The sequence below is a fragment of the Mesorhizobium sp. AR10 genome, from assembly GCF_024746795.1.
In the GTDB taxonomy this organism is placed as follows: Bacteria; Pseudomonadota; Alphaproteobacteria; order Rhizobiales; family Rhizobiaceae; genus Mesorhizobium.
In genome coordinates this window covers 6,099,941-6,113,893 of sequence record NZ_CP080524.1, presented here as the reverse complement: position 1 = coordinate 6,113,893, position 13,953 = coordinate 6,099,941, and the positions used below count along the sequence as shown (strand labels likewise).

Here is a 13,953-nt window from a genome sequence, read left to right as displayed (position 1 = left end):
GCCACTATTATTTCCCCAGTTCGATCGACCGCAGCCGCGCCGCTTCCACTGCTTCGGTGAGCAGATGCGTCAGCCGGTCCTCGCCCATCAGCACGGCAAGGGCGGCCGCCGTCGTACCGTTGGGGCTGGTCACCTGCTGGCGCAACACGCCCGGCTCCTCGCCGCTTTCGGCAGCAAGCGATGCCGCGCCATAAACCGTCTGCATGGCCAGAAGCTTGGCAGTTTTGGTTGGCAAGCCGGCCTTTTCGGCCGCGGCGGTCAGCGCTTCGATGAAATGGAAGATGTAGGCAGGTCCCGATCCGGACACCGCCGTCACTGCGTCCATCAGGCCCTCATCGTCGATAGCAGCCACTTCTCCGCTTGCCGAAAGCAGGTCGGCGACGAAGCGCTTGGTGTCGTCGGACACCAGCCGGTTGGAAAACACCACCATCATGCCCTTGCCGATGGCCGCCGGCGTGTTGGGCATGCAGCGCACGATCGGCGCGCGATTGCCCAGGATGGCCTCGAAGGTGGCGACCGGTGTTCCCGCCGCGATGCTGACGAAAGTGGTGCGGCCATCGCCGAAACGCGTGTAGGCATAGGTCACGTCGCGGATCACCTGTGGTTTGACGGCGATGACGACGAGGGCCGGCACGGCGTCAACCGGAATGGCGCCGGCATCCGTCGCCGCGCCGCAGCCCAGCGCTTCGGCGCGATTGCGCAACTCGGCATTGGGCTCGACCACGAACACCGCTGCCGGCGGGAGCTTGCCGGACTTCAGCCAACCCGAGAGCATGGCGTAACCCATATTGCCGCAGCCGGCGAGAACAAGCCTGATCGTCATTGAACGCCCTCCGAAACAAGGGCCTTCCCTTAGACGTTCGCGACAAAGCGGGGAAGCCCTTGTCGGGACAATGGCTCAGTTAGGGTCGCGCACCGCGATCGGCCGCAGCGACACTTGCCTGAGGCCGAGCACGCCAAACACGAAGAACAGCCAGACCGGATCGCCACGATGGAAGAAGAAACTTTCGAGGAAGGCGTTCAGCGCCGTAAACAGTACCACCATCATGAAGAAGTCGCCGAGATAGATGTTTTCCTTGCGCAGCGGAATGCGCATGTAGTCGCGCAGCGGCGCGATGAGGAAGGTGTAGACCGCAACACAGAGCGCCGGAATGCCCATCAGCACGGCGATGTCGAGATAGCCGTCATGGCCGTGAACGATGGTTCTGATGTCCCAGGGCCGGTCGAAGGGCTGGTCCTGGTTCAGCAGCAGCGCTGTTCCCCAGAAGCTTTCGTAGCCGTAGCCGGTCCAGGGTTTCTTCGCCAGCATGCTGCCTGCGAACTCCCACAGCGTCGTGCGTCCGGTATAGGTCAGGTCAGGGAAATAGATTGCCGCCAGATTCTTTACCGGCGGCAGGAAGACGATGCCCAGCGTGCCGACCGCCGTGGCGATGACCGCCAGGGCAAACAGGATCGGCGTGCCGAGCCGCATGCCTATCAGGCTCGGCAGCACCACGATCAGGATTGAAAACGGCACCAGTCCGGCGGTTGTCTTCGAACCGGTGTGCAGCATGAAGATCATCGCTGCACAGAAGATTGCTGCGCCCCATAGCCGCTGCCCGCGCCGATAGAGATAGAGCCCGGCGAAGCTGAAGCAGGCCATGATTGGCCCGGCGATGTTCTTGTGGGTGAAGACGCCGCGCCACAGGCCGGCATGTTCCGGCTCGGTCGAAGCCGCCGTGTGCAGGGCCTCATTGGGAAAGACGATGAGGCCGATGTAGGAGAGGCCCATGACGACAACGACGGTAAAGATGATGACTTTGGAAAACGCATCGGCGTCACGCGGCAGCACCAGGATCGTCGCCATCGTCAGGATGCCGATCAGCGTGAAGGAAGCGGCGCGCATTGCCGATGGTGGGTCGGTCGCCAGCACCACCGAGAGCATGAAGAAACCCAGCATCAGCATCCAGGACGGGCTGAGCAACGAGCGCACCACGCGCGGCTCTGCGAAGGCCATCAGCGAGAAGACCGAGAAGGCGCCGAGCGAGCCAAAACCGAGCTGGTTGACGATGTCGCCGCCATCGCCGGTCATTTCCGCGCCGGCCGGCTGGAAGGGCCGGAAGGACACCAGGATGATGGTGAACAGCAGCGCCGCGATCGCAGTGGCGACGCCGTCGCGGGTGAACGCTGCGCTCAGCGGCGCGCGCTCAGTTCTTCTCAGGCTGCCGGTATTGCTCATTGGCATATCCGAATTCGGCAAACACGCGGCCGAGGGCGACATGGACGGGATACAAGGCTGTCGCCAGTGATCCTGTTTGCGCCAGCCTGATTGCGCCGCGAAACGGCGAGGCGGCAAGCAGCGCCAGGCTCTTCAGGAAGATCTTGGCGCCCGCAAACGGTGTCCCGGCGCGCTTCTTCTTTTCGACCAGCGTCGAGATCACACCGTTGCGCAGGCTGCGGGCGCGGATCCAGTCGGCTTCGACACGCCGGGCCGGCACGCTCTCATGGACTTTCGCTTCCGCGCACCAGCCAAGCACGAAGCCTTTTTGCGCCGACCGGCTGAGGAAGTCGGAATCTCCGCCGCCCATGAAGTTGAATTTCAGGTCGAGGAAAGGCGGCCCCATGGCGGTGAGCACGTTGCGTCCCACCAGAAGGTTGCCGGACGAATAGAGCGCGGGCACGCGCCCGGTCTCCCGGTAGGGGGGTGCAAAGACCGGGTGTTCCGCCCATCTGGCATGGGCGGGATCGGCAAAATCAGGCACTTGCGGGCCGCCGACAATGTCAGCGCCGAGCGTCTCGGCCGCCTTGCACATGCGCTCCAGCCAATCAGGGTCGGCGATCTCGTCATCGTCGATGACCAGCAAATGCTTGAAATCAGGGAAATGCTGGATCGCCGTCTGCCAGCCGGCATTGTAGGCGCTGCAATTGCCGCGCTCATGCGCGATGATGACCATGCCGGCAATGTCGCCGCGCTCGAACAGCGGCAGCGCAGCCTTGGCGCCGGCGCGCGCTTCGGCCTCGTTCTCCATGACAATGACGGCGAAGCGTCTGCCGGTCTTCTGCGCCTTGAGCGAAGCCAGCGTTTCCAGCACCTGCTGCGGCCGTTTGAAGGTCGGCAGCGTGACGACCGCCTCGACAGTCGCGGTGGCAAGCCCCGCCGACCGTCCCGCGATCGATACCGAACCGTCCGATGGCAAAGGGATCATCCGTGTCCAGCCGCAGGGTGAGTTTGGTCCTCGATAGCACCGCGATGATAACGTTTCGTTAATCACCTTTCGCGGAGAAGCCTGCAAGTCCGCGGCTCCCAGCCGCCGATTGCCGTCACTTAATCAAGGGTTCACCCCGCTTTGATACAGGCAGAGGCACAGGATAGGTGAGATGCATCTGCTGTTCGCCACATCGATCGTGCCCGACGGCGCTCTCGCTTCGGGCTACGAGATTGCCAACGCCGCCATTATCGCCGCCTTGCGGCGCGCTGGCGCACGCGTCACCGTGACCGGCTTCATCTGGCCCGGCAAGGTAGCCAGCGACCCTGAAAACACCGTCGTGCTTGGCGCCATCGATGTGCGCACCGAAAGTGCTTCGTCGCTGCAAAAACTCATCTGGGTTGCCAAGGCGATGCTGTCCGGCCTCACCTTCGCGTCGGTCAAGTTGCGTGTCATCTCCGAGAGCGAAGTCCGTGCCGCCGTCGAGCGCGCCGGCCCCTTCGACGGTTATGTCCTGAATTCGGTGCAGTTCGCCGGCGCCTTCGAAAAGCTCTTCGACGACCGGCCGTCGATCTTCGTCGCCCACAACGTAGAGCATCGCTCGGCCGAAGAGAATGCGGCGGCCGCTGGCAGCTTTTTCCAGCGCCTGCTGTTTCGCCGCGAGGCCAAGCTGCTCAAGACCATGGAAGAACGGCTCTGCCGCCGGGCACGCTTCGTCTTCACCCTGGCCGAGGAAGACCGCGCAGCACTCGGCGTTGCCTCCGACGATCGTTCGGCGGCGCTGCCGCTGGTGACCAGCCCCGAGGCGCCGACGAAAGAGGGTCCGCGCCGCACCGATTGCGACGCGGCCCTGATCGGCACCTGGACCTGGCAGCCGAACCGCATCGGCCTCGACTGGTTCCTGGAAAAGGTCGTGCCGCATCTCAGGCGGAATTTTCGCGTCAGGATCGCCGGCAACATGCCGTCTGATGTCACCTCGACGCATCCGGGCGTCGAATTCGTCGGGCGCGTGCCGGACGCGCAGGCCTTCGTGCGCGGCGCCGCAGTCATCCCGCTGATCAGCACCGCCGGCAGCGGCGTGCAGCTCAAGACCATCGAAACCTTCGAACTCGGCCTGCCTTCGGTTGCGACCAGCCGATCGCTGCGCGGCATCGACCATCGCCCGGCCAACTGCGTGGTATCAGACGATCCGGCTGCCTTCGCCGGCGCGCTCGAGGCGGCAGCGGCCGATGTCAGGGATGTCGATGGCAGTGCCTTCCATCGCCGGCAGGTGGGGGCACTCGATGCCGCGATCAGGCTTGGCCTGGAAAAGCTCGGCCCGGTCAGGCAGGAGGTGCTTGCATGAACATGCTTACCGCCCGCGCCGCGTTGGGGCTCGACAAATTGAATATGATCCTTGGCATTCCGGTCCTTGCCATCGGCTGGGACGATGCGATCGTCCTTTTGGCCCGGCTGGTTGCCGAGCGACGCTTCACCAAGGTCAGTTTTCTCAATGCCCACAATGCCAACATCGCCTATTCGGACCCGGTGTTTGCCGAAGCGCTCGGCGATTTTCTCATCCTGCCCGACGGCGTCGGTGTCGATGTGGCGGCGAAGCTGCTGTACGGGGCGCCGTTTCCGGACAATCTCAATGGCACCGATTTCATCCCTGCCTTCCTGCAGGCATCAACCCGGCCGCTGACCGTGGGGCTGCTCGGCGCGAAGCGCGTCAACGCCGAGGCGGCGTCGACCAGACTGGCAGCGCTCGCTGTCCAGCACAATTTCGTGGTCATCCATGATGGCTATTTCTCCGCTGCCGAGGAGCAGGGAATCGTCGATCGGATCGCAAAATTGCGACCCGACGTGCTGCTTGTTGCGATGGGCGTGCCGCGTCAGGAAATGTGGATCACGCGCCATATCGATGCGCGCCACTGCACGCTGCCGATCGCCGTCGGCGCACTGCTCGATTTCCTCAGCGGCACGATGCCGCGGGCGCCGCTGTGGATGCGCCGGTTGCGGCTCGAATGGCTGTTTCGCCTATGGGTCGAACCGGGCCGCCTCTGGCGCCGCTACGTGGTCGGCAACCCGCTGTTCCTGTTTCGCGTCATCCGCCAGAAACTGTCGCGCAAACCCGAACCTGCCGGAGAGATCTGGTGAACAGCCGGTTCGTACCAAGCCCCGGGGCCGAAACCGATGCCCTTCGGCAGATGCCGACGGCAGCCGTGGTGACCGCCAGCTACGCGCCGGATTTCGAGCGCTGCCGCCTGTTATGCGAAACCCTCGACCGCCACGTTTCCGGTGTGGCGCATCACTATGTTCTGGTCGAGCATCGCGACGTGGCGTTGTTTCGCCAGCTGGAAAACGGCCACCGCACCGTGGTCGACGAACGGGATCTGTTGCCGCGCTGGCTGCATGTATTCGACGATCCGCTCAGCCTGTTTCGCCGCCGCATCTGGCTCAGCCTCAAGACCATGCCGTTGCGCGGGTGGCATGTGCAGCAGCTGCGCCGCATCGCCATCGCCGCATACGCGTCCGAAGACGTGCTGATCTTTTGCGATTCCGACGTCGCCTTCCTCAAGCCGTTCGACACAAACGTCTTCTGGCGCGACGGCAAGGTGCGGCTGTTCCGGCGTGACGGCGTACTGTCCGGTGACGGTCATGACGAGCATCGCATCTGGTCACGCAATGCGGGATCGGCACTCGGCATCGATCCCTCCAGGGTTTCAACCCACGACTACATTTCGACGCTGATTGCCTGGCGCCGGCAAACCGTGACGGCGATGTGCGCCGAAATCGAGAAAGTGCATGGCCGCAACTGGGTTCAGGTCGTCGGCTCGGCGCGGAAATTCTCCGAATGCATGATCTACGGCCGCTATGTCGACGACGTGCTTGCCGGCGCCGGCCATTTCCATGGCTCGCAAGAGTTCTGCCGCGTCCACTGGACGGGCGAAGCGCTGTCGGATGAAGAGTTCCGCCGCTTCGTCGCCGCCATGGCGCCGGAACAGGTGGCGATCGGCATGCAGTCCTTCATTGGGACGGACATCGGCCGCATCCGCCGCCTGATCGGGCTTGATAGACCATGATCCCGAAAAGTGGAAACCGGTTTTCGGAAAAGATCATGGTCAAAAAAGACTCTAGACCGGCTTTGCCGGTTTGCGCATCGCCGAATAGGTGAGCAACGTCGAGGCGAGATAGAGCAGCAGGAAGACGACATTCAGCGACAGGACCAGATTGGGCGTGTCCGGGATGGTGATCAGCACATAGGTCAAGAGCACTGCCTTCAGCCCGGCAAGCAGGCCGAGGTTGAGCGCCCTGACCGCTGTCTGGCCGCGCGCAAACAGAAGCTCGGCCTGGTATTCGACCAGATTGCGCAGGCCAGGCACACAGATCGCCAGCGCCACCAGGGGTGCTGCCTCCGCAACATTCTTGCCCAGCGCGTTGGGAAAGAAATGCAGCACGATGGCAAGCGTCGCCAGTGCCAGTGTCGACACCAGGAACACGCCGCCCTCGATGCCGCTCTTGACCGCAAGGCGTGACAGAAGTTCCGGCGCTCGCATCATCCGCTGCACCAGCATCATCGAGAAGGTGCGGATCGGGATCGCCGTCAGGTCGACCAGCCGCATGATGATGGCATAGATGCCGGCCAGATGCGGTCCGCTGATCGCCAGCACCAGCAGCTTGTCGAACTCCATCTGCAGGTAGAACAGCACCTCGGCGCCGGCCACATAGATGGAATCGGCGAGCCGCCTGAGATAAAGCGCCAGCCGCAGCCGCAGCCGCTGGCGCGGGTAGAAAAACCCGAAGGCGAGCAGCAGCGAAGCGGCGTTGGCGCCGATATAGTACCAGGACCAGACGCCCACGGTCCGCTCCGCGGCGAACATGAACAGCACGGCGCCGAGCGCCCGCAAGGCCGTCGCCGCGATCGTCAGCACGGCGGCGCGGCCGAATTTGCCGAGGCCGTTGTTGACGATCAGCGCCACCTCGACCGGCCGCCACAAAAGCGCCTCGGCAAAGACGATCGCCGCAAAGACCGATAGCGGTACGGTGCTGGCAAAGAAGATCAGGTAGACGCCGTATGAGGCCGCGGCCAGCAGCGGCAACGACACCACGCCAAGCAGCAGGAAGCCTGCGGTGAAAGTGCCGATCAGGTTGGGCCGGATGGTGGCGGTGCGATAGAGCGCCGAGATGAAGCCGAAGGCGAGGATGCGCGACAGCATGACCCCGGCCGCCGATGCGGTGGCGAACATGCCGAACTCGGCGATGGACAGCGTGTTGGCCAGTGCGATGAAATAGGCGAGCGAAAACACCAACCGTCCGCCGGCGCCGCTGATCGCCGAGAGATAGTCGCGAACCAGCCCCCGTCGTTCGGCCACAAAAGCGCCGATCCGGGCGAGGGTCCGCCTTTGCGGTATGTCACTGGCCTGCGTCATGTCCTGCGCAAAGCCTAGGCCGGAAAGCTTAACGTGCGGTTCTGAGCCTCTTGAAACATACAACCGAAGAGAGAAACTTGTGTTTGCAAACCGCCAAAATTAACGGTTTGTTTCCTATGCCTGTTTAGCGTGGCTTAACGATTGGCAGACCGCCGCTCCCAAGCCGCCAGAGAGTAAAGCTCCAAGACAATGGGTGACAGGGAAAACCGTGAAGACTGGAAGCGCGAGCGCTCCTTGCTGGCGCTTGGCCAGGCTATGCGTGGCGAGGACGAGACCGACGCATCGCTGGTTTCGATCGGCGACCGGGCAAACCCGGCATGGCACGAGGACGCCGCCACGCGTCATCGTCTCGCTCGCTCGCAACGTGAGGCGCGGTCGAATCCATCGCTCGATGCGGCCGCCGATACCGCACAGCTTCAGGCTGGCCGTGGACCCGGTTCAGCCGCTGAGCCAGGGCTTGAAGCAAACGAGGCCGTCCGCGGCGGCTACCCGCCGGCCGGGCTGCGGGAAGAGCCTGCCGGCGGATCGGAAGCCTACCGCGCCCATGCCGCATACGAGCCGCGATACGCCGGTGACGAGCAACGGCCTTCTCGCGAGGATGTCGACAGCCAGGAATGGAAGCCGCTGATCGATCCGATGCAGGTCGTCCGCGGCATTGCCAGGTCGAAGATGCTGATCGTCACGACGACGATACTGGGCGCGGTGCTCGGCATCGCCGTCGCCCTGTCGACGCCGAAGAAATATGAAGCCACCACCCAGGTGGTCATCGAGCCGGGCGACCTGAAGCTTTCCGACAACGATCTCACCCAACCCGTCGGGCAACCTGATGCCGCGTTGGCCGTCGTCGAAACCCGGATCAAGATGGTGACGTCCGGCAAGGTTCTCGACAAGGTCGTCAAGGATCTCAATCTCGTTGATGATCCGGAGTTCAACGGACAGGGGTCCGGTGGCCTCGGCATCATGTCACTCATCCGCTCCATATTGTCGCGCCAGGACGGGCCGGGTGGCGCCGATGAGGTTCGCCGCCAGGCGCTGGCGGTTGGCAATCTGGCCGAGAGCCTGTCGGTCGAGCGCAGCGGCAAGACTTTTGTCGTCTCCATCAGCGCCATCACGCAGAATGGCGAAAAGTCGGCCCTCATCGCCAACACGACGAGGGACGTCTTCCAGCAGGAGACCGCCAACTACCAGTTCGGTATGGCCGGACGTGCGACGAACCAACTGACGTCCAAGCTCGATGACTTGCGCAAGGATGTCGAGACGGCCGAGCGCAAGGTCGAGGATTTCAGGGCCACGCACGGTCTTGTCGACGCGCAGGGCCATCTGATCAGCGACGACCAGATGCTGAAGCTCAACGAGCAGCTCTCCGTCGCCCGCGCCCGCACGCTGGAACTGAATGCCCGGGCGGCGTCGGCGCGTTCGAAAGACGTCAATTCGGTTCTGACCGGCACCTTGCCGGAAGAGATCAACTCCAACACGATGAGCGATCTGCGCTCGCAATATGCGACGCTGAAGCAGGAGGCCGACCGCGCCGCTGTGCGGCTTGGGCCGCGTCATCCCGAACTCCAGGCACTCACTGCCCAGCTTGCCGGCGCGCGCGAGCGCATCGCCGCAGAGCTCAGCCGCATTGCCTCGTCGCTGCAGGTCGACCTCAAGCGCTCGGTCCAGCTCGAGCAGGACCTCGCTTCTCGCTTGGCGCAGGCCAAGGTTCAAAGCGGCGACGTCAACAGCGACCTGGTTGCTTTGCGCGAACTGGAGCGCGATGCCACCGCCAAGCGTTCGGTCTACGAACGCTATCTTCTGCGCGCCAAGGAGACCGGCGAACAGGAGAACATCAACACGACCAACATCAATCTGATGACCGAGGCTCGACCCCCACTCGAACCAAACGGGCCGTCGCGCGCCGTGGTGGCGCTTGCCGGCCTGCTGCTCGGCTTTGCCTCCGGTGTCGGCCTCGGTGCCATGCGCGGCATCTATGAAAGCCTGCGGGAAACCGCCAATTCCCGGTCGCGCCGCAGGATGGACGAGCGGCGGATACCCTTCGAGGACGAGGCTTATCGGGTGCCCGCACCACCCGCCGCGCCAGTCGAGGCCACCCGCACCGAACGTTCAGGTCCGCTTGGTGCGCTGTTCTCAGCGGTGGGCAAGATCATGCCTGGCAAGGCGCCCAGTGAAAAGCCAGCACCTACGCAGGCCATCCAGCCGCCATTGCCCTCTCACACGCCGCCGCCACAGCCAATACACCCGGCCTCGCACACGCAGCCATATCCCCATGGGCAGGATCCGGGCTATCCGCTGGTGCAGACTGGGCAGATGCAGCCGCCGGCCGGCTACCCCTATCCGCAGCCGACGGCACCCTATGTTGGGCAGGCAGCTTATTCCCGAGCCCCGATGGCCGCAGCACCGCCTCTCCCGAACCCCGCCGAACAGCAGGGCCAGATCGACGAAATCCGCGCCAGCCTGCGCGAATTCCGCGAAGCGGTCCGCGAACTCACCGAAAGCCGCTCGCGCCGCCGCTATTTCTGAGGCCCTCGGCACAGAATAAAACATGCCGGTTTCGAGTTTACGGCATATGACGGCGCATTGGCGGGATTGCCCAATCGATTTTTCGTGAAAATGCCGCTCCAATGGAACGGTGTTGAAGGATAGTTTATGGCCGAACTGATTGACGGAAAGAGTGTGGCCGAAGACGTGGTGCGCACGGTCAAGGCGTTGACCGCCGAATTGACGGCCAAGGGGGCGCAGAAGCCTGGTCTTGCGGTGGTCATCGTCGGCGAGGATCCGGCGAGCCAGGTCTACGTCGCCTCCAAATCCCGTACCGCCAAGGAATGCGGTTTTCATTCGGTCCAGCACACGCTGTCGGCAGAGACTTCCGAACAGGAACTGCTGAAGATCATCGGCGACCTCAACGCCGATCCGGCCATCAACGGCATCCTGGTGCAGCTTCCGCTTCCAGCCCATATCGATGCCGGCAAGGTCATCCAGACGATTGCGCCGGAAAAGGATGTCGATGGCTTCCACTTCATCAATGTCGGCAAGCTCGGCACCGGCGAACTCGAGACTGCCTTCGTTCCTTGTACGCCGGCCGGCTCGATGCTGCTGATCGAGCGCGTGCGCGGCAAGGATCTGTCCGGTCTCAATGCGGTGGTCGTCGGTCGCTCCAACATCGTCGGCAAGCCGATGGCCAACCTTCTGCTCGCCGCCAACTGCACCGTCACCATCGCGCACAGCCGCACGAAGGACTTGGCTGCGCTCGCCCGCACCGCGGACATTTTGGTGGCCGCCGTCGGCCGGCCCGAAATGGTCAAGGGGGACTGGGTCAAATCAGGCGCCACCGTCATTGATGTCGGCATCAACCGTATCGCCGCACCTGAAAAGGGCGAAGGCAAGACCCGCCTCGTCGGCGACGTCGCCTTTGCCGAGGCAGCGAAGGCTGCCGGCGCCATCACGCCGGTGCCTGGCGGCGTCGGGCCGATGACCATTGCCATGCTGATGGCCAACACGGTAGCCTCCGCCTATCTTGCGGCCGGATTGAAACGGCCTTCCTTCTGACCAGAAAGCCGCCAACTTTGCCGAACCTCACTGTCCCTGTAGAACGGCCGGTCATGAATGATCCCGTTCAAGGCGGCCGGCAGTTTGCGTTCCTGCTGGTCGACAAGTTTTCCATGTTTTCATTGGCCGCGGCGATCGATACGTTCCGCTCGGCGAACCGGCTGCTCGGCCACGATTTCTATGGCTGGACGACGGTGTCGGCCGATGGCGATCCCGTCATGGCCTCCAACGGCCTGCCGCTCAAGATCGACTACGCTGTTGCCGATCTGCCGCCGGTCGACATCCTGTTTGTCTCGGTCGGGCTGACGACGGAGTTTCCCGGCAAGAGCAAGGTGCTGGCGGCACTGCGCAGCTGGGGCCGGCGCGGCAACGCGCTTGGCGCACTGTCGGTCGGCTCCTATCTGCTCGCCGAGGCAGGCCAGCTCGAAGGCTATCGCTGCACCATCCATTGGGAAAACCGCGCCGGCTTCGTCGAGCGCTTTCCTGACATCAACTGCACCGGCAACGTCTTCGAGATCGACCGCAAGCGCTATACCTGCGCCGGCGGCACCACCTCGATCGACCTGATGCTTGAGATCGTGCGCAGCGATTTCGGCTCGAACCTCGCCAATGGCGTCGCCAACCAGTTCCAGCACGAGCGCATCCGCTCCGCTGGAGACCGCCAGCGCGTCGGACCGGAACGCGACCTGACCGGCAAGTCGGAAAAGTTACGGCGCATTGTCGAGCTGATGGCCGACCACCTCGACGAGCCGCTGTCGGCGGTACAGCTCGCCAAGTCGGCGGGCCTGTCGGTACGCCAGGTCGAACGCCTGTTCCTGCGCCACCTCAGTGTGACGCCCGGCCGTTACTACATGCGGCTCAGGCTCGAGCGGGCGCGTGAATTGCTGCGCCAGACCAACATGCCTATCCTCGACGTGGCGATCGCCACCGGCTTCACCTCGCATTCCTATTTTGCCCAGAGCTATCGGCTGCAATTTGGCCGGCCACCCTCCGAAGAGCGGCGCACGACCTACTAATTTTCGCGCTCGCTCAGAAGTTTGCCATTGGGCCCCTCACACCGGGCTTGTGCCCTGACGCGGCGTCAAATAGCTTTCCCGCCCAAACCAGGGCGGACTTGAGGAGATTTCCATGGCGGGACTTGCACGGAGCGTCGCTGCGGCGATCCTCCTTTTGTCGATGACGACGCTCGGCTTTGCTGCCGACCGGGTCATCATCGTTCTCGATGCCTCCGGCTCGATGTGGGCGCAGATCGATGGCAAGCCCAAGCTCGAAATCGCCCGCGAATCGCTCAGAACCGTGTTGCAGTCGGTCCCCGCCGACAAGGAAATCGGCTTCATGGCCTATGGCCATCGCGAGAAAGGCAGTTGTGACGACATCGAGCTGATCGTGCCGCCGCAGGCAGGGTCGGCGGGTGCTATTGCCACCACCGCCGACAGCCTGAAGTTCCTCGGCAAGACGCCGCTGACCGCTGCCGTCAAGCAGGCGGCCGAGGCGTTGAAATACACCGAGGACAAGGCCACCGTCGTTCTGATCACCGACGGGCTTGAAACATGCGGCGGCGACCCTTGTGCGCTGGGCAAGGAACTGGAGGCGTCCGGCATCGATTTCACCGCCGACGTCGTCGGCTTTGGTCTGACCGCTGACGAGGGAAAACAGATCGCCTGCCTGGCCGACAATACCGGCGGCAAATACATCCAGGCCTCGGACGAGAAAGCGCTGCAAGAGGCCTTGGTCGAAACTGTCGCTGCACCGGCGCCTGCGCCCGAACCGGTACCGGCTCCCGCACCGGCGCCTGAGCCTGCGAAGCCGGAATTCAATTTCCTGCCGACAGTGGTGCTTGCCGAGGGCGACGATCCCATCACCGAGGGCAATGCTTGGGAAATCTACAAGGCGAAATCCGATGGTGCGCGCGGCGATTCGGTCAGCACCGAATACGGCGCCTACAAGGGCAACCTGGAGCCGGGCGACTACATTGTCGTCGCGATCGACGGCGAGGCCAAGGTGGAACAGAAGATCAAGATCGAGGCAGGCCAGGTCTACCAGCCGCTCTTCACCTTGAACGCCGGCACGCTGATCATTCATCCGCGACCAAGCGAGGGGGCGGATGTCGTCGATGGCGCGGCTGTCGTGATCGACTTTCCGGGCGCCGACATGCCCGCGACCTACTATGGAAACACGAAAGTCGTGTTGCCGGCCGGCGATGAGAAAGTGACTGTCACGATCGGCCAGGGCGTGGCGACCGAGACGATTCCGCTCGCTGCCGGCAAGACGGTCGAAAAGGACATAATCGTTGGCGTCGGACATGTCGTTGCCAACGCCTACTATACTGCCGGCGGCGACAAGGCTGACGGTTCGGGCATCGGCTTCAGGGTAGTCAAAGCCAAAAAGAAGATCGACGGAACGCGCGAAGAGGTGACCTATTCCTATGGTCCCGACAGCAAGTTCGATCTGCCGCCCGATGACTATGTGTTGGTCGCCACGGTCGATCTGGCCGTCGTCGAGCAGCCGTTCACCGTCAAGGTCGGCGAATTCCAGGATGTGAAGGTCGCCATGAATGCCGGCGTGCTGGCAATCACCGCCCCCGGCGCCTCGAAGATCGAGGTTTTCGAGGCCAAGAAGGATATCAACGGCAAACGCAAGTCGCTTGGCTATGCCTACGACCAGAAGTATCAGGCGGCGATACCGGCCGGTGACTACGCGGTTGTATCGGAGAAATCGGACAACAGCTCGAAGGAAGGCACCGTGACGGTCAAGGCCGGCGAGCGAGCCGAGCTGACTGTGCAATAGGATCGCCTGAGCAACGCAAAAAG

The 13,953-nt window shown here is 63.4% G+C and carries 11 protein-coding genes; 7 read left to right on the top strand and 4 right to left on the bottom strand.

Going from position 1 to position 13,953, the window contains the following annotated elements; all coding sequences use genetic code 11:
• Positions 1-7: 7 nt before the first annotated feature.
• The 3 genes from proC to LHFGNBLO_RS33300 all read right to left on the bottom strand — a co-directional run bounded on the left by proC (position 8) and on the right by LHFGNBLO_RS33300 (position 3,185).
• The gene (proC, locus tag LHFGNBLO_RS33310) at positions 8-823 is read right to left on the bottom strand and encodes a pyrroline-5-carboxylate reductase (protein WP_258604400.1); all 816 of its coding nucleotides are present in this window, start codon (positions 821-823) and stop codon (positions 8-10) included.
• 75 nt (positions 824-898) lie between these two features.
• Positions 899-2,218 carry an O-antigen ligase family protein gene (locus LHFGNBLO_RS33305; protein ID WP_258604399.1) on the bottom strand — a complete coding sequence of 440 codons (1,320 nt, stop codon included), beginning with the start codon at positions 2,216-2,218 and terminating at the stop codon, positions 899-901.
• Entirely contained in the window at positions 2,187-3,185 is a 999-nt protein-coding gene (locus LHFGNBLO_RS33300) for a glycosyltransferase family 2 protein (protein WP_258604398.1), read from the bottom strand. The genes LHFGNBLO_RS33305 and LHFGNBLO_RS33300 overlap by 32 nt, the downstream gene beginning before the upstream one ends.
• Before the next feature lie 172 nt (positions 3,186-3,357).
• Here LHFGNBLO_RS33300 and LHFGNBLO_RS33295 point away from each other — a divergent pair, with 172 nt between their 5' ends.
• Genes LHFGNBLO_RS33295 through LHFGNBLO_RS33285 form a run of 3 tightly spaced genes read left to right on the top strand, consistent with a single transcriptional unit; the run spans position 3,358 to position 6,247 of the window.
• The gene (locus LHFGNBLO_RS33295; RefSeq protein WP_258604397.1) at positions 3,358-4,530 is read left to right on the top strand and encodes a glycosyltransferase family 4 protein; all 1,173 of its coding nucleotides are present in this window, start codon (positions 3,358-3,360) and stop codon (positions 4,528-4,530) included.
• The gene (locus LHFGNBLO_RS33290; RefSeq protein ID WP_258604395.1) at positions 4,527-5,321 is read left to right on the top strand and encodes a WecB/TagA/CpsF family glycosyltransferase; all 795 of its coding nucleotides are present in this window, start codon (positions 4,527-4,529) and stop codon (positions 5,319-5,321) included. Before LHFGNBLO_RS33295 ends, LHFGNBLO_RS33290 begins: the two co-directional genes overlap by 4 nt.
• On the top strand, positions 5,318-6,247 hold the full coding sequence (locus tag LHFGNBLO_RS33285; protein WP_258604393.1) for a DUF6492 family protein: 930 nt from the start codon (positions 5,318-5,320) through the stop codon (positions 6,245-6,247). The genes LHFGNBLO_RS33290 and LHFGNBLO_RS33285 overlap by 4 nt, the downstream gene beginning before the upstream one ends.
• Positions 6,248-6,298: 51 nt before the next feature.
• Here LHFGNBLO_RS33285 and LHFGNBLO_RS33280 read toward each other — a convergent pair whose 3' ends face one another.
• Positions 6,299-7,594, bottom strand: a complete 1,296-nt coding sequence (locus LHFGNBLO_RS33280) for a lipopolysaccharide biosynthesis protein (protein WP_258604391.1) — start codon at positions 7,592-7,594, stop codon at positions 6,299-6,301.
• Between the two features lie 189 nt (positions 7,595-7,783).
• Between LHFGNBLO_RS33280 and LHFGNBLO_RS33275 the strand changes: the two genes are divergently transcribed.
• The 4 genes from LHFGNBLO_RS33275 (at position 7,784) to LHFGNBLO_RS33260 (ending at position 13,930) form a co-directional block, all read left to right on the top strand.
• Complete coding sequence (locus LHFGNBLO_RS33275; protein WP_258604388.1) at positions 7,784-10,117, top strand: GumC family protein; 2,334 nt, start codon at positions 7,784-7,786, stop codon at positions 10,115-10,117.
• A 126-nt stretch (positions 10,118-10,243) separates the two neighbouring features.
• Complete coding sequence (gene folD, locus LHFGNBLO_RS33270) at positions 10,244-11,143, top strand: bifunctional methylenetetrahydrofolate dehydrogenase/methenyltetrahydrofolate cyclohydrolase FolD (protein ID WP_258604386.1); 900 nt, start codon at positions 10,244-10,246, stop codon at positions 11,141-11,143.
• A 53-nt stretch (positions 11,144-11,196) separates the two neighbouring features.
• Complete coding sequence (locus tag LHFGNBLO_RS33265; protein WP_258604385.1) at positions 11,197-12,159, top strand: GlxA family transcriptional regulator; 963 nt, start codon at positions 11,197-11,199, stop codon at positions 12,157-12,159.
• A gap of 112 nt (positions 12,160-12,271) precedes the next feature.
• Positions 12,272-13,930, top strand: a complete 1,659-nt coding sequence (locus LHFGNBLO_RS33260) for a vWA domain-containing protein (RefSeq protein WP_258604383.1) — start codon at positions 12,272-12,274, stop codon at positions 13,928-13,930.
• The last annotated feature ends 23 nt before the right edge of the window (positions 13,931-13,953 follow it).